Here is an 18,904-nt window from a genome sequence, read left to right as displayed (position 1 = left end):
CCAACGAATAACCGGAGGATAGTCACGCGGCGCACTGCCACGATGGGCCCTGTGACCGTACCGCGACAGAACATCCACGCTTCGCCCGTATGGGAGATATCGCCGCTCTCCGTTGACGACCCGGTGTCGAGGGACCTGCTGTGGCGCTACTACGACGACATCGTCAGCCGCTACTACGGCAGGCCGATGACCCGGAAGGAGATCGACGACCTCCTCGCCGAGGACACCAGCGACGACCTCGCCGGCCCCACCGGCGCGTTCTTCGTCGGGCGGTACGGCGGGACCCCTTCCGGCTGCGCGGGCGTGCGGCTGCTGGCCCCCGGCGTCGCCGAACTGCGCCGGGTCTGGGTCGTTCCCGCCGCCCGCCGCACCGGAGGTGCCGCGCTGCTGGTCGCGGCGGTGGAACGAGCGGCCGCGGAGCACCTGGGCGCCCGCGTCGTCCGGCTCGACACCCGTCCCGACCTGGTGGAGGCCAGGGCGCTGTACGCCCGGCTCGGGTACCGCGAGATCGACGACTACAACGGTGACCGCTACGCCGGCCACTGGTTCGAGAAGCCGCTGGCCCAGGACTCCGGCGCGGCTTCGCCCCCAGGCTCGCGGCACGGGGGCCGGGCTCCGCAATAATGCAGCGGTAGTCCAGCCAGAAAGCAGGTCGCACATCGTGACGACAACGGTCTCGGTCGAGCGCAGGATCGCCGAGGAGCTCGGCGTACGGGAAGGGCAGGTCCAGGCGGCCGTCGATCTCCTCGACGGCGGCGCGACCGTGCCGTTCGTGGCCCGGTACCGCAAGGAGGCGACGGGCGCCCTCGACGACGCCCAGCTGCGCACGCTCGAGGAGCGGCTGCGCTACCTGCGGGAGCTCGACGAGCGGCGGGCCGCGATCCTGGAGTCCATCGAGTCCCAGGGCAAGCTCGACGACGCCCTCAAGGCGCAGATCCTCGCCGCCGACTCCAAGGCGCGCCTGGAGGACATCTACCTGCCCTTCAAGCCCAAGCGCCGCACCAAGGCGCAGATCGCCCGCGAGGCCGGTCTCGAACCGCTCGCCGACCGGCTGCTGGAGAACCCCGGGCTCGACCCGCAGCAGGAGGCGGCCGGCTTCGTCGACGCCGACAAGGGTGTGGCGGACACGGCGGCCGCCCTGGAGGGCGCCCGCGCGATCCTGACCGAGCGGTTCTCCGAGGACGCCGACCTCGTCGGCGAGCTGCGCACCCGCATGTGGGAGCGCGGCCGGCTGGTCTCCCATGTGCGCGAGGGCAAGGAGGAGGCCGGCGCGAAGTTCGCCGACTACTTCGACTTCGCCGAGCCGTTCGGGAAGCTTCCCTCGCACCGTGTGCTCGCCATGTTCCGCGGCGAGAAGGAGGAGGTCCTCGACCTCACCCTGGAGCCCGAGGAGCCGGTCGAGGACGGACCGTCCAGCTTCGAGCGCAAGATCGCCCACCACTTCGGTGTCACCGACCGCGGCCGCCCCGCCGACAAGTGGCTGGCCGACACGGTGCGCTGGGCCTGGCGCACGCGCTTCCTCGTCCGCCTCGGCCTCGACCTGCGCGTGCAACTGCGCCAGGACGCCGAGGACGAGGCGGTCCGGGTCTTCGCCGCCAACCTGCGCGACCTGCTGCTCGCCGCCCCGGCCGGCACGCGCGCCACGATGGGCCTGGACCCCGGCTTCCGCACCGGCGTGAAGGTCGCGGTCGTCGACGCCACCGGCAAGGTCGTCGCCACCGACACGATCTTCCCGCACGTGCCCCGCAACCAGTGGGACGCCTCCATCGCCACGCTTGCCAAGCTGGCGGCGGCGCACAAGGTCGACCTCGTCGCGATCGGCAACGGCACCGCGTCCCGCGAGACCGACAAGCTCGCCGGCGACCTGATCAAGCGGCACCCGGAGCTGAAGCTGACCAAGGCCGTCGTCTCGGAGGCCGGTGCCTCGGTCTACTCCGCCTCGGCCTACGCCTCCGCCGAACTGCCGGACATGGACGTCTCGCTGCGCGGCGCGGTCTCCATCGCCCGCCGCCTCCAGGACCCGCTGGCGGAGCTCGTGAAGATCGACCCCAAGTCGATCGGCGTCGGCCAGTACCAGCACGACTTGTCCGAGCTGAAGCTGTCGCGTTCGCTCGACGCCGTCGTCGAGGACTGCGTGAACGGTGTCGGCGTCGACGTCAACACCGCCTCGGTGCCGCTGCTGCGCCGCGTGTCCGGCATCACCGAGGGCCTGGCCGCCAACATCGTCGCGCACCGCGACACCAACGGCCCCTTCCGCAAGCGCACGGCGCTCAAGGAAGTCGCCCGGCTCGGCCCCAAGGCGTACGAGCAGTGCGCGGGCTTCCTGCGCATCCCGGGCGGCGACGACCCGCTCGACGCCTCCAGTGTGCACCCCGAGTCGTACCCGGTGGTCCGCCGGATGAGCACCGCTGCCGGCACCGGCATCGAGGCGCTCATCGGCAACAGCGCCGTCCTGCGCGGGCTCAAAGCCGACACGTTCGTGGACGACACCTTCGGTCTGCCGACGATCACCGACATCCTTGCCGAGCTGGAGAAGCCGGGCCGCGACCCCCGTCCGGCCTTCAAGACCGCCGAGTTCAAGGAGGGCGTGGAGGAACTCAAGCACCTTGAGCCCGGCATGCTCCTGGAGGGCGTCGTCACCAATGTCGCCGCTTTCGGTGCCTTTGTGGACGTCGGCGTCCACCAGGACGGTCTCGTCCACGTCTCCGCGATGTCGAAGACCTTCGTCAGCGACCCGCGCGACGTCGTGAAGCCGGGCGACATCGTCCGCGTCAAGGTGCTCGACGTCGACATCCCGCGCAAGCGCATCTCGCTGACGCTCCGGCTCGACGACGAGGCGGCCGCGGCGGCGGGCGGCGGTGCCGGAGCCGGCAGCGCCAAGGGCAACGTCGGCGGTGGACGCGGTGAACGGGGTCCGCGTCCCGAGCGGCGCGGCGGTGCGCCCCGTCAGTCGCGCGGCGGCGGCGACCGTCCCGCGCCCTCCGGGGCCATGGCGGACGCCCTGCGCCGCGCCGGCCTGGACAAGGGCCTGGGCGGCGGCGGGAACGGCCGCCGCGGCTGACGCCCAGGACGACGGGGAGGACGGGACCCGTCCCGTCCTCCCGGCGCGCGGGCGTCCGGCGACGGCTCAGCGGCAGACCGCGCCCGCGGGCGGCAAGGTGCCCCGCAGCAGGAAGCGGTCGACGGCCCTGTCGACGCAGGCGTTCCCCCGGTGGTAGCCGGTGTGGCCGTCGCCGACGCGCGTGAGCAGCCGCCCGGACTCCAACTGCCCCGCCAGTGCCACGGCCTGCGGGTACGGGGTGGCGGGGTCTCGGGTCGTGCCGATCACCAGGATCGGCGCGGCGCCCCGTGCGCGGATGGCGCGTGCGGGCTGGCTCGAAGGGACCGGCCAGTGCGTGCACATCACCAGGGTGTCGGCGAAGGCCCGGCCGAACTGGGGTGAGGCGCTGAGGAACCGGGGCAGCTCGGCCGTCGCCCTGACGGCACTGAGCCGCGGCCCGATCGTGGAGCTCAGGCAACTGACCGCGGTCTGCGCCTGGTCGCCCTCCCTGGTCGTCTCCTGGCCCGCGGCGATGATTTCCTGGAGGTCGTGGGTGTCGCCCGTCCGCAACCCGCGCAGGGCGTCCCGGAGCCGTCCCCACGCGGGAAAGCGGAGGCCGTCCACGACCGCCGAGGTCAGGTCGTCCCCGGTGACCTCGTCGTCCTTGCCCTGCCGGAGCGGCGCGCGGTCGAGGGCGGCCCGCAGGGTGTCCAGCGCGCGGGCGGCCCCCGGCAGGCTGCGGCCGACCGGGCAGTCGGGGCGGCTCGCGCAGTCGGCGGCGAAGGCCTCCCAGGCGACCTGGTAGCCGCGCGCCTGGTGCAGCGTGGTGCCGAACGCGTCGAGGGCGGGGTCGAGGGCGCCGTCCAGCACCACGCGGCCGACCCGTGAGGGGAACAACTCGGCATAGGTCGCGCCCAGGTAGGTGCCGTAGGAGAAGCCCGCATAGTGCAGCCGGCGGTCGCCGAGGAGCGAGCGCAACATGTCCATGTCCCGCGCGGCGTCGGGTGTCCCGACGTACGGGAGCAGCCCGCCGGCGTGCCGCTCGCAGTCCCCGGCGGTCTTTTGGAACATGGTGTCCCACGCGTTGATCTCCGCCCGGTCGGGCGTGGGCGGCACGGGGGACTGCATGAAGGAGACCGGCCGGCCCCTGCCGCAGTCGACCAGCGTGCTGTGGCCGACTCCTCTGGGGTCCATCGCGACGAGGTCGTAGGCGCCGCGCACCGAGGAGGAGTAGACCTTGGCGGCCTTCCACAGGTAGTCCATCGCGGACGCGCCGGGGCCGCCGGGATTGAGCTGGAGGGAGCCGAGCCGCCCGCCGCCGGTGGACCTCTTGCGGGTCGCCGACACCAGGATGTCGCCGGCCTCGGGATGGGCGTAGTCCAAGGGCACGCGCATGGTGGTGCACTGGAACCCGTCGGCCTGGTCGCAGGACCGCCACGCCAGCCTCTGCCCGTAGTAGGGACGCAACCGCGGTGCCACGGCGGCCGTGTCGTCCGTCACCAGGGCGCTGCCGGTCGGCGCGGGGCGCGGTGCGGAGGAGGTGCGGGCAGGGGCGGCACAAGCGGTCAGCAGCACAGTGCAGGCGCCCAGCGCCGCGAGCAGGCGCCGCGGCGTGCGGCGGGAGGCGGTGCCGGAAGGAAGGCCGGCGCCGGGGCCGGACAGGGGGCCGGTGGTGCGGGCAGCGGTCATTGCCGGCGTTCCTTTCGCGCCCCGGCGGTCCCCGGGGCCAATCGGGATTCGGCTGCGGTCCCCGGGGCGTGTGCCACCCGTCGAGCCGTGGTCCGGGTCCGCTGCGAGGGATGGCTTCGCGGTCCACCCGTCGACCCGGCTGCGTGACCAGCTCATCACGTGGTGTGTTCGCCGGACAGTTCGGCTACGCCGAAGGTGTGAACCGGACCGGGTGCCACGGCTGTCCCGCAGGGGTTTGCCGGCCGCGCCCGGCGTGGCGGGCGCCTGCCAAGATCCATGGCGCGGGCGAGAGTTGGCCGGGAACCTGCTGTTGGCATGCTACGGCCAAACGTTAGCGTCCGCGGGTGCCCTCGCTGCCGCGCATCCTCCGCCCCCGCGCGCTGTCCGTCGTCGCGACGGTCGTCGCCGCCCTCGCCGCCGTCCTCCTCCCCGTGACGACCGCGCACGCCGCCTCCGGCGGCACTGTGCGGGACGGCCTCAGCCGGCCCGACTACTCCTACGCCGACGCCATCCGCGAGGCGGTGTGGGTCGACACGGGACGCGACAGCGACGGCGACGGCCGCACCGACCGGGTCGCCGCGGACATCGTGCGGCCCCGGGAGGCCGCCGCCGCGGGCCGCAAAGTACCGGTGATCATGGACGCGAGCCCGTACTACTCCTGCTGCGGGCGCGGCAACGAGAGCCAGACCAAGACCTACGACGCCCAAGGGCGCATGGTCCAGGCGCCGTTGTTCTACGACAACTACTTCGTGCCGCGCGGCTACGCGGTCGTCCTGGTCGACCTCGCCGGGACGAACCGCTCCGACGGCTGCGTGGACGTCGGCGGCCCCTCGGACATCGGCTCCGCCAAGGCCGTCGTCGACTGGCTCGGCGGCCGCGCCACCGCGTACACCTCGCGCACCGGCACCGGCACCGCCGCCGCGCGCTGGTCGACCGGCGACGTCGGCATGATCGGCAAGAGCTGGGACGGCACCATCGCCAACGGCGTCGCCGCGACCGGGGTGAAGGGGCTGCGGACCATCGTCCCGATCAGCGCCATCAGCTCCTGGTACGACTACTACTTCCAGCAGGGCGCCGCCCTGTACGACTCCGGCCCCGACTGGCTGTCGGACTACGTCGAGAGCCCCGGCGCCCGCGCCCGCTGCGCCACCGTGCAGCAGCGGATCGTGGACGGCGCGCCCCGCACCGGCGACTGGACCGGCTTCTGGAGCGAACGCGACTACACCCGGCACGCCGGCAAGGTCCGCGCCAGCGTCCTGGCCGTCCACGGCATGCAGGACCTCAACGTCCGCACCAAGCACTTCGGTCAGTGGTGGCAGGCCCTGGCGGCCCACGGGGTGGAGCGCAAGGTGTGGCTGTCGCAGACCGGCCACGTCGACCCGTTCGACTACCGCCGCGACGCCTGGGTCGCGACGCTGCACCGCTGGTTCGACCACTACCTGCTGGGCGTCCGCAACGGCATCGACCACGAGCCCGCCGCCGACATCGAACGCGCCCCCGGCCACTGGACGACCGACCGTGCCTGGCCGCCGGCCGGTACCGCGCGGACCCGGCTGAGCCTGCGCCCCGGAGCCACGCCCGGGCTCGGGGTCCTCGGCCGCACACCGGCCGCGCCGGGCAGCACCGAGGTCTTCACCGACGCGCCGGGCCGCGGCGAGGAGGACTGGGCCGCCGCCGCGGACACCGCGGGCCCCGACAAGACGGTCTTCAGTACCGGCACCCTCACCGCCCCGCTGCGCCTGTCCGGCAGCGGCACCGTCACCGTGACCGCGTCGGCCTCCACCACGAGCGCGCACCTGTCGGCGGTCGTGGTGGACCTCGGCCCCGCCCGTATCAGGGACTTCCTCGGCCCCAAGGAGGGCATCACCGACCTCACCACCCGCTCCTGCTGGGGCGCGAGCGCCCCCGGTGACAGCGCCTGCTTCTTCGACACCGCGGCGGACGCCGCGGACGTCACCCATACCGTCGTCAGCCGCGGCTGGGCCGACCTTGGGCACGCGGCCTCCGCCCGGCACGGCCGCCCCCTCGTCCCGGGACGCGCCTACACCGCCACCATCACCCTCGCCGCCACCGACCACGTCGTCCCGCCCGGGCACCGGCTCGCGCTGATCGTCGCCGGCACCGACGCCGGCCTCCTGGAGCCGCCCGGCAGCACCCCGGCGGTGACGATCGATCTCGCCCGCTCGTCCGCCCTCCTGCCGCTCGCCGGAACCCTGCCGGGGGCAGCGCATTCCCGGTAGTGACCGGGGCGGGTAGGGTCGGCGGGTCAGCGATAGTTGTACAAGGAAGCAAAAGGCCCCGTGGACAGCACCAAGAACACCGCCGGCACCCCGATAGAGGACGCGGCGCGCGCCGCCGACGACGAGCCCTGCGAACCCGAGCGCCGCACCGGTGTGCGGCGCTGGCTGATGGACACCCGCCCCCTGCGGCACCCCGCCTACCGCCGCCTGTGGACCTCGACCACCGTGACCGCCGTGGGCAGTCAGCTCACCGCGGTCGCCGTGCCCAAGCAGATCTACGACATCACGGGCTCGTCCGCGTGGGTCGGCTACTCCAGCATCGCCGGACTCGTCCCGCTCGTCGTCTTCGCCCTGTGGGGCGGCGCCGTGGCCGACAGCATGGACCGCCGCAAGCTGATGCTCGTGACCAACATCGGCGTCGCCGTCACCTCACTGCTGTTCTGGGTGCAGGCCTTCCTCGGCGCCGGCTCGGTATGGCTGCTCATGCTGCTGCTCGCCGCACAGCAGGCCTGCGCCGGCATGAACGCCCCCGCGCGCAGCGCCGCCGTCGCGCGGCTCGTGCCCCCGCAGGAACTTCCCGCCGCGGTCGCGCTCGGCTCGACCGTCATGCAGACCGGTCTCGTCGTGGGCCCGCTCCTCGCCGGCGCCCTCATCCCCGTCCTCGGACTGTCCACCCTCTACCTCCTCGACGCCGTCGCGCTCACCGCGACCGTCTGGGCGGTCTTCCGGCTGCCCGCCCTGCCCCCGATGGACCAGAGCGGCGCCGCGGTCGCCCGGCGCGGCGGATGGCGCGAGGTCGGGGCCGGCTTCCGCTACATCACCGCCCAGCGCATCCTGCTCCTGTCGTTCGTCGCCGACATCATCGCGATGGTCTTCGGCATGCCGCGCGCCCTGTTCCCGCAGCTCGCCGCCACCACGTACGCGCCCTGGGGAGAAGGGCTGTCCCTCGGCCTGCTCTTCGCGGCGATCCCCATCGGCGCGGTCGCCGGCGGTCTGTTCTCGGGCACCTTCTCGCGGGCCAAACGGCACGGCCTGATGGTCGTCTTCGCCGTCGCCGGCTGGGGCGTGGCGATCGCGGGCCTCGGACTCAGCAGCAGCCTGTGGTGGGCGACGGCGTTCCTGGCGCTCGCCGGCTTCGCCGACATGGTGTCGATGGTCTTCCGCAGCGCGATCCTGCAGTCGGTGGCCACCGACGACATGCGCGGCCGCATGCAGGGCGTCTTCACCGTCGTCGTCGCGGGCGGGCCGCGCGTCGCGGACCTGCTGCACGGCACGGCCGGCTCGGCGCTCGGGACGCGGACGGCGGTCACCGCGGGCGGTGTGCTGGTCGTCGTGGCGATGCTGGGCCTCGCGGCCGCGTTCCCGGTGTTCACCCGCTACCGGGGGGCGTGAGACCCGGAGTTGCCGAGTGCCCCGGTCCCGCTGTGGCGGACCCCGGCGGCGACCCGGCCGCCCGCCCCGTCCGGGTCAGGACCACGGGGGCGGTGCACCACTGCGAGCGTGGTCGGCAGCGTGCCGGTCCCGAGGCTACCGGGTGGCCCCGTGCTATCCGGCGGCGGGACCGGCACGGCACCCGGATGGCGGCGGGATCCGTCAACCGGAGAACTCCCCGCGTACGGCCTCCGTATGAGCGCCGAGGGCCGGCACCTCCCGCATCGGGGCCTCCCTGCCCGCGACGCCCACCGGCGGCAGCAGCCCGCGCAGCGGTCCCACGGGGGAGCCGAACTCCCGCCAGCGCGCGCGTGCCGCGAGCTGCGGATGGCCGGCGAACTCCGGGACCGTGCGCAGCCGGGCATTGGCGATCCCGGCACGGTCCAGCAGCGCCATGGCGCCGTCCGCCGTGTGCCCGGCCAGGCACTTCTCCAGCTCCCCGGTGAGCTCCCCGTCGTGCGCGCTGCGCAGCGGGTTGTCGGCGAAGCGCGGGTCGCGGGTCAGCTCCGGGCGGCGCAGGACCTGTTCGCACAGCGCCACCCACTCCCGGTCGTTCTGGACACTGAGGAAGACCACCGCGCCGTCGCCGCAGCGGTAGGGCCCGTACGGCGAGATCGACGGATGCCGGGCGCCGCTGCGCGCGACCGGCTCGCCGCCGTAGGCCTGCGCGTAGAACGGGTGGCCCATCCACTCGGCGAGCGCGTCGAGCAGGGACACCTCCAGGGCCGTGCCCGCGCCGGTCCGCACCCGCTCGTACAGGGCGGACAGGATCCCCGCGTAGGCGTACATGCCACCGGCGATGTCGGCGACGGAGATGCCCGGCCGCGCGGGGGCCTCCGGGCCGCCGGTGATCGACACCAGCCCCGCCTCGCACTGGACCAGCAGGTCGTACGCCTTCTTGTCGCGGTAGGGCCCGTCCGGCCCGTAGCCGGAGATGTCGCACGTGATGAGCCGGGGGTCACGGGCGCGCAGCGCCTCCGCGGAGAGCCCGAGGCGCCCGGCCGCGCCCGGCGCGAGGTTCTGCACGAAGACGTCCGCGCGGGCGACGATCCGGTCCAGCAGCGCGCGGTCCCCGGGCCGCTTGAGGTCGAGCACGACGCTCTCCTTGCCCCGGTTGCACCACACGAAGTACGCCGACAGGCCCCGGACCGTGCGGTCGTAGTGGCGCGCGAAGTCGCCGCCGGGCCGCTCCACCTTGATGACGCGGGCCCCCAGGTCGGCCAGGTGCCGGGTCGCGTACGGCGCGGCGACGGCCTGCTCCAGGGCCACCACCGTGATGCCCTCCAGAGGCTGCATGCGCGGTTCCTTCCGCGGGCGTTGGGTCGGCAGGGTGAACGCGTGCGTCGATCAGCCTAGTGAGCAGCGGGGTTGCGCGCCCGGCCCGGTAAGGAGGGAGGAGTACCCATCCGGAGGAGCAGCGCATGCCGCACAACGCAGGGCGACCTCCGGGCCTGTTCCGGCCTGCGGGCCGGCCGGTGCTGTTCGTGGCCCTGGCATGCCTGTTGCACGCACTGTGCGTCCTGTGGGGACCGGTTGCCGAACCGCTGCCCGAGCGGACGGCGGCGGTGGCCGCCGTCACCGAGGGCGCGGGCGCGGAGACGCACCACCACCCGGCGCACGTCGCCCGGCGCGCCGCCCCGCACGCCGGCCCCCAGCACCGCGGCGCCGCTGCCCAGAACCACGCCTCGGACGCCGCCCACGACACGGCCGCCGCTGACCCCGTGGCCGCCGCCGTGTCCGGCCCGGCCCGGCACACGTCCCCCGCCGGGCCCCCCGGCCACCTGCACGCCGTCCTGCGCTGCTGACAGCGCCCGGCCGCCCACCGCATCGCCGAGGCACTGCGCCGTGCGGCCCGCCGTCATGCCCCGCACCAGGACGAACACCGCAGGAGAAGCACCATGCCCGTGGACATCTACGCCGCCCTGAGCGCGCTCGTGCGCGCCGAGGCCACCCGCGCCCTCGAACGGCGGGCCGCCGCCTCCGCCGCGGCCCCGGCCCCCGGGGACGCGCCGGAAGGCCCCCGGACGGCCGACGCGGGAGCGCAGCAGCCCCGTGAGGACTCCGCCGTGAAGGACGACTGATCCCGTCCCGGACCCCGTTCGCCTGCCGCACCCGATAGCCGGGTCCGCAGCACCGCCCGGCCGGGCGCCGGCCGGGAACCGCCACGGCGCGTGCCGCGTTTACCCATGTGAGCGCGGCGCGTGCCGCGGACGGAGGCAGGGAAGATGTCCAATCGCGCGAAGTACGTCATCGGCGGCCTCGCGGTCGGCCTCGTGGCGTTCTGGGTCCTTGCGGCGTTCCTCCCCAACTGGATCGCCCTGCTGATCGTCCTCGGCGTCCCCACGGCGGCCTACCTCACCCTCGACCCCTCCCAGCGCCGCCGCCTGCGCCGCGCGGGCCGCAAGCAGATCGGCCGCTAGACCACGCAGCACGGTCGGGCGTACGCCCGGCGAAGGGACGGCATGCGGGCCGAGGACCACACCGGGTGGGGCAGGGACTTCCCGGTCGCGTATCTGCTGGTCAAGGAGGACGAGGACGGCGTCGATCGCCTGTGGGCGCGGTGTGCCGGTGCCGACGGATTCTTCGCCGACCGGGTGGCGCCGCCCCGGGAGATCCTGACGCTGCGGGGGTGCCGTCCCGAGGGCCTGCTGCGTGACGCGATCGAGGAACTGGCCGACGACGGCCACGGCGGGCGGACGTTCGGGGACCTGCTGATCGAGGTCTGGGACGACCGGCGACCGGTCCAGTGGCTGACCCTACGCGACGCCGTGGTCATCGCCCGGCTGCCCTGCAGCACCGGGCCTTCGTCGGTGGACGTCGTTGTCGGGGCCTCGGTCGAGCAGGACCCCGCGGAAAGCCGCGAGGTGCCGAAGTCCCCGCGTTTCGAGCTGTACGCGAAGGGCTCCCTCGGGACCTGCCTCGGTGTGGACGGCCTGTTCGACGAGCGCGACGGTCCCCCGAGCGTGCCGATGCAACTCCTCGGGTGCGAGCCCGCCGAGCCGCTGCTCGCCGTGCTGCGCCGGCCGGAGAAGTGCCGGTGGACGTGGGTCGAGCTCTGGGCGCTGGACCGCACCGGCCGCAGGATGCACCGCCATCCGCTGCCACTGGACGTCGCCGGCACACGGCCGTCGGTCCTGGGCGGCGCCCTCGTCGACATCACGCTGGCCGACGGGGGCACCGACCGTCCTCCGCTGCTCGCGCGCCCGGTGTGGGAGACCTGGTACCGCGGCATGCCGGCAACCCCCAACCCGTGGGCCCGCCACGGCAGCGAGGGCAGGGACGCCTGGCTGCGGCTCACCCTCGGCGGCTACGTCGGCCGGCGCGGGCCGGACCGCTCGGGCGGGGTCCATCACATGGACGGACGGTATGCGACCGACGTTCCCGGGCTGCACTGCGCGATGGCGGAGGCGATCGTCGGACCGGGCCGGTACTACGGCTGGGGAGGAGACGCCTTCGACGACTGCCTGATCGGCGGTTTCGGTGTGAAGCCACCGTTCACGCTGGTCTGGCACGACGCCGCCGGCGCCCGGGAGGCGCTGGCGGACGTCGTGTCCGGCGCAGGGCTCGGCTACTTCGAGGAGATCGTGCGGCTCCTGCACAAGCGCGGGGTGACCGTCGTCCTCGACTGACGCCCCGGCGTCAGGTCACCGAGCCGGCCGCGGCGCCCGTGGCGAGGTCGGGGCCCCAGCGGTCGAGGGCGGCCTGGAGGTCGAGGGGACGGGGGCCGATGACCTCCTGGGTGGTCGGCCAGTCCTCGCGGGGGACGCGCCACATGACCTCGAACTCGTTGCCGTCGGGGTCCTTCGCGTACAGGGACTTGGACACCACGTGGTCGCTGGTGCCGACGAGCGCGCCCCGTTCGGTGAGCGCGCGGGCGGTGTCGGCGAGTTCGCCGAGCGTGCCCACTTCCCAGGCGAGGTGGTAGAGGCCGACCCGGCCCTGCTCGGGGCCCGGCGCGTCCGGGCCGATGGCGAACAGCCCCAGGTCGTGGTCGTTGAGGGTGTCCTTGGCGCTCAGGAAGGCGGCGCGTCCGGGGATCTCCACGTCGACCGTGAAGCCGAACACCTCGCGGTAGAACGCGACGGACCGGGCGACGTCGCGGATGTAGAGCACGGCGTGATTGAGGCGGCGTACAGGCATGGCCCCAGCGTAGGGAAAACTTCTTGAAGTCTCAACAATTGATTCGGCTAGGCTGACGATCGTGCAGCCTGGACGAGGGGAGCGCGTTCCATGACTGTTGCCGCGACCGGCACCGTCGTCTCCGTCAGCCGCGACGAGGGCCACCACTTCAGCAAACCGGCGCACCCGTGCATCCGTCTGCTCGCCGGCCTCGGCGTCGAGGGGGACGCGCATCTCGGAGTGACGGTGCAGCACCGATCGCGGGTGGCGCAGGACCCGACGCAGCCGAACCTGCGTCAGGTCCACCTGATCCACGGCGAACTGCTCGACGAACTGCTCGCGGCGGGATACGAGGTCGCCCCGGGCGAACTCGGCGAGAACGTCACCACCCGCGGCGTGGACCTGCTGGGCCTGCCCGTCGGCACCCGGCTGCGGCTGGGGGCCGAGGCGGTCGTCGAGGTGACCGGGCTGCGCAATCCGTGCCTGCAGATCGACGCGTTCCGCAGCGGGCTGCTCAAGCAGGTCGTCGGCCGCGACGAGCACGGCGCGGTCGTCCGCAAGGGCGGCATCATGGGCGTCGTGCTGACCGGCGGCGAGGTGCGGCCCGGGGACGGTGTCGGTGTCGAACTGCCCCAGGAGCCGCACCGCCGGCTGGAACGGGTCTGATCAGCCGAGCGTGCAGGAGTTGACCACGTCGCCGTCCGCCGGACGCGGGACCGTGCGGTCGCCGGGCGGCGTACGCCCGTGCTCCACCCAGGCCGTCAGCGCGCCCAGCGCCTCCCGGTAGCAGGGCAGGACCGGGCGCAGCCGGTCCGGGTAGGTGTCGTACAGGCCGTCCACGTGGTTGCCGCCCGCCACGCGGTAGTAGCGGTGCAGCCGGCCGCGGCCCGCGCCGTCGACCATGCGGTCGTAGACGTCGGAGTCGGCCGCGATCGGCAGGAGCGAGTCCAGGGTGCCGTGCAGGGTGATCATCGGTTTGCCGATCCGGCCGGTGAGCGCGACCCGGGCGACGGCGCGGTGCACCGAGGCGGGCCGGGCGGCGTAGTCGTAGTCCGCGTCCGAGGCGCAGGGCGCCAGGATCTCGGGGACGGTCGTGCCGGCGCTCGTTCCGGGGCAGGCCGGGTCGTAGGCGGGGTCGAACAGTGCCCGGTAGGTCTTCTGCGTGATTCCCCAGTACGCCTGCTGGTGGTACGGCCACAGGAATTCCGAGCCCGGCGCGAACCCGGCCGCGATGAGGTCCGCGTCGGTCGCCCGGCCCTGGGCGCGGGCCACCGTGACGGGGAGCGAGGTCAGCAGATTGGGTCCGTCCGCCGTCCAGAGGGTGCCCTCCCAGTCCACCCCGCCGTCGTAGAGCGCCGGGTGGTTCTCCAGCTGCCAGCGGGTGAGGTAGCCGCCGTTGGAGATCCCCGTCATGTAGGTGCGACGTGGCGCGTGGCCGTAGCGGCCGGCGACGGCGGCCTTCGCGGCGACGGTGAGCTGGGTCGTCCGCCGGTTCCACTCGGCGATCGCGTCCCCGGGGCGGCTGCCGTCGGTCCAGAAGTCCGGGCCGTTGTTGCCCTTGTCGGTCGCGGCGAAGGCATAGCCCTGCGCGACCGCCCAGTCGGAGATGAGCACGTCCAGCGAGTACTGCTTGCGGGTGCCCGGGGCGCCGGTGACGATCAGGCCGCCGTTCCAGCGGTCCGGCATGCGCAGCACGAACTGCGCGTCGTGGTTCCAGCCGTGCGTGGTGTTGAAGCCGGAGCTGTCCGGGAAGTAGCCGTCGACCTGGACGCCGGGCACACCGGAGGGGCGCACCGTGCCCGCGGCGGACAGCCCCGCCTGGTCGGCCGTGTCGGTGTACGGGGTGCCGGCCAGGCCCGTGGTTGTCAGGTCCGGCAGGCACGCGCGCTGCGCGAGGGCGGCGCCGGGCACCACCACCCGGTCCAGCCGGGCGCAGTGGCCCGCGGTCGCGGTCCGCGCCTCCGCGGGCACCGCGGCGGCACCCAGCACAAGGGCCGCGGCGGCGAGCAGGGGGACGCTCTTCGGGACACCTCTGGTGAGGCCTCTCCAGGGGCGCATGGTGCCTCCAGGGCACGTCGGGGTCGGTTGCCGCCACATCGTGTCCGCCGCCGCGCGCTCGGACCATGGCGCCGCCCCACGTTCGCGGACCCCGGTTCATGGGCCGGGGTGACATGGGTCACGGAGTGTCGCCGTCCCCGGCAGTACCCTTGGCCCATGCTTCTGCTCGTGCGCCGCCGACACGTGGACTTCGTCCGCGTCACGAGCATGTCCTGTCGCCGCAGCGGCTGACCCCCGGCACCTCGCCTTCTTCCCCCCCTCCCTTCACCCGGCCCGCGCCGCCGCCCCAACAGGGCCCCGCGCGGAGCGTCCGGCCGTCGCCGCCGCTGCCGGGACACACCCTGCGGAAAGACACATGACGCTCCAGCTCCCCGTGATCGACCTGTCGGCCGCCGACCGCGGCCCCGAGGCCCGCGCCCGGCTCCACCGAGACCTGCACGCCGCCGCCCACGACGTCGGCTTCTTCCAGCTGACCGGCCACGGCGTCACCGCCGAGGAGACCGCCGGCCTGATGCGCGTGATCCGCGCGTTCTTCGCGCTCCCCGAGGCGGAACGCCTCGCCCTCGGCAACCTCAACTCCCCGCACTTCCGCGGCTACACACGCATCGGCGACGAGCGCACCGGCGGCAGCCAGGACTGGCGCGACCAGCTCGACATCGGCGCCGAGCGGCCCCGGCACGTCCCCGCCGCGGGCGAACCCCCGTACTGGTGGCTCGAAGGCCCCAACCAGTGGCCCGCCGGCCTCCCCGAGCTGCGCGAGCGCTCGCTGCGCTGGATCGACCGGCTCAGCGGTGTCGCGCACCGCCTGCTGCACGAACTGCTGGCCTCCATCGGCGCCCCCGAGGACTTCTACGACGGCGCCTTCGCCGACGAACCGCATCTGCACCTGAAGCTGGTCCGCTACCCCGGCACCGCCCCCACAGGAGACGGCCAGGGCGTCGGCGCGCACAAGGACTACGGTTTCCTGACCCTGCTGCTCCAGGACGAGGTCGGCGGCCTCCAGGTGGAGCGCGCTGACGGCCGCTTCCACGACGTCCCGCCGCTGCCCGGCGCCTTTGTGGTCAATCTCGGCGAGCTCCTGGAGGTCGCCACCGACGGCTGGCTCAAGGCCACCAACCACCGCGTCGTCAGCCCGCCCGGCGCACGCGCGCGCTTCTCCGTCCCCTTCTTCTACAACCCGCGGCTCGACGCACGGATCGCCCCGCTGCCCTTCGCGCACGCCCACCACGCCCCGGGCGCCACCAAGGACCCCGCCAACCCCTTGTTCGCCGAGTACGGACGCAATGAGCTCAAGGGGTGGCTGCGCGCCCATCCCGAGGTCGCCCGGCGTCATCACCCGGAACTCGTCGCGGCCACGAGGGCGGCCGCCCGCTGACCCGGCGGCACCGGCCGACCGCGGTTACCGTGCCTCTATGGGGACGGTTCCCGCCGAGGACGGCACACTGCAGATCTCCCCGCTGCCCGGGTGGCTGCGCCTGCTGCCGGTCGCCCTCCTGGCCGCCCTGATCGTCGCGCAGGGCGTCACACCTGGTGACGTCGAACTGGGCGCGTACTATGCGGCGGTCTCACCGCTGGCCGCCCTCACCTACGGGGTGCTGGGCACGGCGGTCATCGCGGTCGCCGTGGTCGTCGTGATGATGCTCCCCGTTGTCGGCTCGGGCAGTCTCGCCGGCGAGGAAGTGGGCGCCGTTGTGCTGATCGGTGTTCTCAGCGTGGTGATCGCGGCGGTGGGCCAGCGGTCCCGGGGCCGTCTGGTGGAGGCCGGTTCGGTGGCCGAGGCCGCCCAGCACGCGGTACTGGCGCCCGTGCCGCCCCGGGTCGGCGCGGTCCGGTGCGGTGCGCTGTATCGCGCGGCGCAGCGCGGCACCCTGGTGGGCGGCGACCTGTTCGACGTACGGGACGGACCCCACGGCGTGCGGGCGCTGATCGCCGATGTGCAGGGCCACGGTCTCGCCGCGGTGTCGACCGTCGCGTCCCTTCTCGGCGCCTTCCGTGAGGCGGCGCTCGACCAGCCGGATCTGAGAAGCGTCGCCGGACGCCTGGAGCGGCGCCTGCTGCTGGACGCGGACGCCAATGGCGAGCTGTTCGCGACGGCGCTGCTGCTGGAGTTCCCCCAGGGCGGCTCGGTGGTGCGGGTGGCCTGTCACGGGCACCCGCCGGCCCTGCTGCTGCGCGACGGCGCGGTGCTGGAGCTGGCGGCCGACCCCGCGCCGCCGCTGGGCACCGGACTGCCGGGCCTGCCGCTGCCGGTGATCGCGGAAGTGGAGTTGCTGCGGGGCGACATGATCCTGGCCTACACCGACGGCGTGACGGAGGCCAGGAACGCGTCCGGGGTCTTCTATCCGCTCGCCGGCCGGCTGGCCGTGCTGCTGGCCCGGGCCGCGAACCCCTCGCCGCGCGAGGTGGTCGACGCGGTCTGGGAGGACCTGAGCCGGTACGCGGGCGCGGTCGGTGACGACGTCGCGCTGCTGGCGCTGACGTCCGCACGGCTCCGGCCGGAGAAGTGACGACGGGGCGGCTCCGGCCCCCGTTCTCGCCCGTCAGCCCTTGCGCGCCTGCGGCCGCCCCTGCAGCCGGGCGGCCTCGGCGCGGATGGCGGGCAGGGCGGCGTACAGGGCGTTGCCGGGGCAGTCGGTCATGAAGGCGTCCCGGTGGCCCGCGATCACGTGGAAGACCGCGTGCTGCCCCTTGTGGAAGCGGCTCTGGTCGTTGCTGGACACCAGGGTGACCTTGGAGCGGGGGTCGATGCCGGAGATCCCGAGTTTCCAGGCCGCGAGCCGGGCGATTCCCTCCTCCAGCGCGTGCGTCACGCTGCCGGGGGCGTCGAAGGTGCCGACCGCGGCGACGCCGATGGTGTCCTGGTTGAAGCCGACCGCGTGCGCGCCGGTCACCGGCTTGGCCAGGCCGCCGGCCCGTCCCTCGTAGATCGTGCCGCACTTGTCGACGAAGAAGTTGTAGGCCACGTCGTCCCAGTGCTTGCCGCGCACATGGCCGGTGTAGATGTTGCGGATGATGCGCGGCACGTCCTTGCAGGCGTAGCCGTTGCCGCTGTCCGTGTGGTGCAGGAAGACCGCCTCCACCACGTGACCGTAGTGGGGTGCCTCATGGCGCAGCGATTCGTCCGCCCCCCACGAGGCGCGGGTGACGATCCGCGGCTCCGCGGCCGGGTAGGCCGGGACCCGGTGCATGGTGACGCGGTCGGCGAGGTTGGGGAACGGCTGTTCCTGCGGGGTCGGTGCCGGGCGGGCGTACAGGACGGGGGAGGGGGAGTGGACGACGGCACTGTGCACGCCCCACGCCGTCAGGGCGACGAAGCCCACCGCTCCGGTGCCGACGACCAGGACGGTCAGCGTGCGGCGTGACCGCCGCACGGCCCGGTGCGCCCCCTTGGGGTGGCGGTGCGGCCCGTCCGACCCCTGGCGCGAGCCGCGGGTTCCGTGGTGCGAGCCCGCGGCCGCATGCCTTGACTGCATAAAGGAACATCAGCTCATATGCCTTAACGGGCAGGAGAGGACACGCCGCGCACCGCCACCGCCTCACCCGGATGCGCCGCCCGTGGACCCGGCGGCGTCTCGGCCGTCCCGGGCCGTCAGTAATAGCGGCGCATCAACTCCCCGGCCCATCCCGGTTCCACGACCTCGCCCCGCGGGCCGAAACCGGTCATCCACGGCTTGATGTCGAGCACCGGAGTGCCGTCCACCGCGTCGAGGCCCCGCACGTGGACGTCCAGCCCCTCGACGCGCAGCAGCTCGCATCGTGAGACGCCCAGCCGGTTGGGCCGTTCCTTGCCGCGCTGCGCGAAGATGCCCACGAGCGGCCAGGCGCTGTTGCCGCGCGGATGGCGTGCCGCGGTCTGCTCCCGCTCCTCCGGCACACGGTCGAAGCGGTAGACCACCTCCAGGTGCGAGAAGGCGTCGAGTCCCAACAGCGCCTCGGGTCCGAACCGGGCGGCGTCCAGCCGGATCACCGCCTCCACCGCGCCCCAGTCGTCGTCCTCGACTGCGGTGCGGCCTCCGGCCACCCGGCCGACGGGACGCGCCTCGATCACGGACATGCCCACTCTCCTTCTCGTCCACTATGTGAGACGTTGGGTATCATTTGGTGGGCATTCGACGTCGCCGGTGCCGCACCTCCGCCTGCTCGACGCTACCCCCGTGCACGCCACTGACTGCGCCGGACCGGTGCGCGGCCGGCCGCGACCGAACTGCGCCTGGCCGAGGTCGGTTTCACCTGTACGACACAGGACTGCTCCGGTGCCCTGTCGCGCAATGCACTTGCGGCGCAGGACACCGGTGGCGGACGATCACTACCGCGCCGCCCCAGGCGC

Annotated in this window: 17 protein-coding genes; 11 read left to right on the top strand and 6 right to left on the bottom strand. The window is 73.8% G+C overall.

The features are described from left to right. Positions 1–42: 42 nt before the first annotated feature. Positions 43–624, top strand: coding sequence for a GNAT family N-acetyltransferase (locus tag ACIP9H_RS22440; RefSeq protein ID WP_401590325.1), 582 nt, complete (start codon positions 43–45; stop codon positions 622–624). Positions 625–661: 37 nt separating this feature from the next. After that, the gene (locus ACIP9H_RS22435; RefSeq protein ID WP_401590323.1) at positions 662–3,061 is read left to right on the top strand and encodes a Tex family protein; all 2,400 of its coding nucleotides are present in this window, start codon (positions 662–664) and stop codon (positions 3,059–3,061) included. A gap of 66 nt (positions 3,062–3,127) precedes the next feature. Here ACIP9H_RS22435 and ACIP9H_RS22430 read toward each other — a convergent pair whose 3' ends face one another. Next, positions 3,128–4,729 (bottom strand): alpha/beta hydrolase, encoded by a 1,602-nt coding sequence (locus ACIP9H_RS22430; RefSeq protein WP_401590321.1) that lies wholly within the window; start codon positions 4,727–4,729, stop codon positions 3,128–3,130. A 344-nt stretch (positions 4,730–5,073) separates the two neighbouring features. Between ACIP9H_RS22430 and ACIP9H_RS22425 the strand changes: the two genes are divergently transcribed. Then, on the top strand, positions 5,074–6,969 hold the full coding sequence (locus ACIP9H_RS22425; RefSeq protein WP_401590318.1) for a Xaa-Pro dipeptidyl-peptidase: 1,896 nt from the start codon (positions 5,074–5,076) through the stop codon (positions 6,967–6,969). Between the two features lie 60 nt (positions 6,970–7,029). Continuing rightward, a complete protein-coding gene (locus ACIP9H_RS22420) occupies positions 7,030–8,361 on the top strand; it encodes an MFS transporter (RefSeq protein WP_401960359.1) in 1,332 nt (443 codons plus the stop codon). A 201-nt stretch (positions 8,362–8,562) separates the two neighbouring features. Here ACIP9H_RS22420 and ACIP9H_RS22415 read toward each other — a convergent pair whose 3' ends face one another. Next, positions 8,563–9,696 carry a CaiB/BaiF CoA transferase family protein gene (locus ACIP9H_RS22415; protein WP_401590312.1) on the bottom strand — a complete coding sequence of 378 codons (1,134 nt, stop codon included), beginning with the start codon at positions 9,694–9,696 and terminating at the stop codon, positions 8,563–8,565. A 125-nt stretch (positions 9,697–9,821) separates the two neighbouring features. Between ACIP9H_RS22415 and ACIP9H_RS22410 the strand changes: the two genes are divergently transcribed. The 4 genes from ACIP9H_RS22410 (at position 9,822) to ACIP9H_RS22395 (ending at position 12,029) form a co-directional block, all read left to right on the top strand. Further along, positions 9,822–10,205, top strand: coding sequence for a hypothetical protein (locus tag ACIP9H_RS22410; protein WP_401590309.1), 384 nt, complete (start codon positions 9,822–9,824; stop codon positions 10,203–10,205). Positions 10,206–10,298: 93 nt separating this feature from the next. Beyond that, a complete protein-coding gene (locus ACIP9H_RS22405) occupies positions 10,299–10,481 on the top strand; it encodes a hypothetical protein (RefSeq protein WP_401590307.1) in 183 nt (60 codons plus the stop codon). Positions 10,482–10,625: 144 nt separating this feature from the next. Next, positions 10,626–10,820, top strand: a complete 195-nt coding sequence (locus ACIP9H_RS22400; RefSeq protein WP_360900006.1) for a hypothetical protein — start codon at positions 10,626–10,628, stop codon at positions 10,818–10,820. Between the two features lie 42 nt (positions 10,821–10,862). After that, on the top strand, positions 10,863–12,029 hold the full coding sequence (locus ACIP9H_RS22395) for a barstar family protein (protein WP_401590304.1): 1,167 nt from the start codon (positions 10,863–10,865) through the stop codon (positions 12,027–12,029). A gap of 10 nt (positions 12,030–12,039) precedes the next feature. Here the strand turns inward: ACIP9H_RS22395 and ACIP9H_RS22390 are convergent, their stop codons facing one another. Further along, on the bottom strand, positions 12,040–12,540 hold the full coding sequence (locus ACIP9H_RS22390) for a VOC family protein (RefSeq protein ID WP_401590301.1): 501 nt from the start codon (positions 12,538–12,540) through the stop codon (positions 12,040–12,042). Positions 12,541–12,630: 90 nt separating this feature from the next. On the opposite strand from ACIP9H_RS22390, the gene ACIP9H_RS22385 reads away from it, so the two are divergent. Continuing rightward, positions 12,631–13,185, top strand: coding sequence for an MOSC domain-containing protein (locus ACIP9H_RS22385; RefSeq protein WP_401590298.1), 555 nt, complete (start codon positions 12,631–12,633; stop codon positions 13,183–13,185). On the opposite strand, the gene ACIP9H_RS22380 is transcribed toward ACIP9H_RS22385, so the two are convergent. After that, the gene (locus ACIP9H_RS22380) at positions 13,186–14,577 is read right to left on the bottom strand and encodes a tannase/feruloyl esterase family alpha/beta hydrolase (protein ID WP_401590295.1); all 1,392 of its coding nucleotides are present in this window, start codon (positions 14,575–14,577) and stop codon (positions 13,186–13,188) included. A 355-nt stretch (positions 14,578–14,932) separates the two neighbouring features. Here ACIP9H_RS22380 and ACIP9H_RS22375 point away from each other — a divergent pair, with 355 nt between their 5' ends. Together ACIP9H_RS22375 and ACIP9H_RS22370 are read left to right on the top strand one after the other, a co-directional pair. Beyond that, entirely contained in the window at positions 14,933–15,952 is a 1,020-nt protein-coding gene (locus ACIP9H_RS22375; RefSeq protein WP_401590292.1) for an isopenicillin N synthase family dioxygenase, read from the top strand. A gap of 37 nt (positions 15,953–15,989) precedes the next feature. Then, positions 15,990–17,084 carry a PP2C family protein-serine/threonine phosphatase gene (locus ACIP9H_RS22370; protein ID WP_401590289.1) on the top strand — a complete coding sequence of 365 codons (1,095 nt, stop codon included), beginning with the start codon at positions 15,990–15,992 and terminating at the stop codon, positions 17,082–17,084. Between the two features lie 33 nt (positions 17,085–17,117). On the opposite strand, the gene ACIP9H_RS22365 is transcribed toward ACIP9H_RS22370, so the two are convergent. After that, a complete protein-coding gene (locus ACIP9H_RS22365) occupies positions 17,118–17,948 on the bottom strand; it encodes a peptidoglycan recognition protein (RefSeq protein WP_401590286.1) in 831 nt (276 codons plus the stop codon). Positions 17,949–18,166: 218 nt separating this feature from the next. Further along, positions 18,167–18,631 (bottom strand): SAM-dependent methyltransferase, encoded by a 465-nt coding sequence (locus ACIP9H_RS22360; RefSeq protein ID WP_401590283.1) that lies wholly within the window; start codon positions 18,629–18,631, stop codon positions 18,167–18,169. Positions 18,632–18,904 lie beyond the last annotated feature (273 nt).

Source organism: Streptomyces sp. NPDC088732 (assembly GCF_044751205.1).
In the GTDB taxonomy this organism is placed as follows: Bacteria; Actinomycetota; Actinomycetes; order Streptomycetales; family Streptomycetaceae; genus Actinacidiphila.
Note: the sequence above shows the minus strand (reverse complement) of the source record. Positions and strands in the feature narration are given on the sequence as shown.